We start from the raw sequence: 1,218 nt of genomic DNA on the forward strand, positions 1-1,218 counted from the left end.
CTTGTAAAACATCAAATTGGGATGATGYAGRGCATCGGCGATGAGGCCGACAGTCCGGTATGATTTCGGTTCGATTGCAATGGAATCGTTCTCAAAATCGATCTCGACAAGCAGCTGCGATAGGTTAACGAGCTGGCTCCAGTTCGGCTGGTTGGCAACGCCTTTGCCGACATTGGCATTTGCTTCCTGCATGAGCAAAGCCGGATCTATGACAGGTGCAGCGTTGGAGATTTGACTCAGACTACTGATCAGCTGCTGATTGTTGAGTTGCTGAGCAGAGGCATTGCCGGCGATCAGCAAAAAGCCAAGTGCCACAGTGGCGCGAAGTTGACGAACAAACATCTTTTTTCCCCTCTTCGTGGTCATGATCTACCGCCAACCAGCGTCTGTTATGGCTTGGTTGCACTTGCCGTTGTCCACACGTTTCGACTTTAAGAGGCAGGCAAGAATGTTACCCTCCCCTTTGACGCCACCGCAGTATTGCGCCGCATCGTGTGCACAAATCTTGAAGAACCCGGTCTGCGCCGCCTGACGTTGCTGGATCGAAGCCGTCACCTGCCCCAGCGTGGAGGTACAGGTGGGCGAAACCTTTGCTTCGTTTTTCTGCAGGCAGTCTTGAATTTGATTATTGCCGAGGTTGAGGCCTTTACAGACTTTCTTGATGTCCGAGCCACAGTCCTTGGCAAGCGCCGTCACCGCATCGGCATAACTCATGGTATCGGCTCGACCAATCCCAGCCAAGGATAGCGAASCAATCACAATCGCTCCACTGAGCAAACCAAGTCTATTCATTGCGTATGATCCCCGTGTTGCATCACCCGATGGTCAACTGCATATGACCACAGCTGGCTACAACCTATGCAATGCATTGCGGGCCCGGGAGTATGTTACAGTAACTTACAGGCAATAGCGCCAGACCTGATACTTGCAAGCGCCTTCAATTCGGCATGCCGCAAAGAGATTGTGGAGCAAAGCGACGGAGCATTGATAGGAGCCCGTCAGCCCGGCGCTATTCAACGCGGGCAGGCCGGTAGCCTTCCAGCGCTCTCGTTTTCCTGACGATTTAAGCGGCTTGAGATACGAACCGATTTTGTGGATGGGAGAGATCATAATGATCACGAAGCGTGGATCCTTCGTACTCGCGACGGAACAATCCTCGTTTCTGAAGGATCGGAATGACACCATCGACGAAATCTTCCAGACCACCTGGCAGATAGG

Annotated in this window: 1 protein-coding gene and 1 pseudogene; both read right to left on the reverse strand. The window is 52.4% G+C overall.

Annotation, left to right across the window (positions count from 1 at the left end; all coding sequences use genetic code 11):
* Positions 1-342 (reverse strand): annotated as a pseudogene (locus ACXJ5O_RS27495) (OmpA family protein); the annotation flags it as partial.
* 27 nt (positions 343-369) lie between these two features.
* On the reverse strand, positions 370-792 hold the full coding sequence (locus ACXJ5O_RS27500; protein ID WP_457302676.1) for a hypothetical protein: 423 nt from the start codon (positions 790-792) through the stop codon (positions 370-372).
* Positions 793-1,218: the final 426 nt, after the last annotated feature.

It is taken from the genome of Phyllobacterium sp. P5_D12, assembly GCF_054049495.1.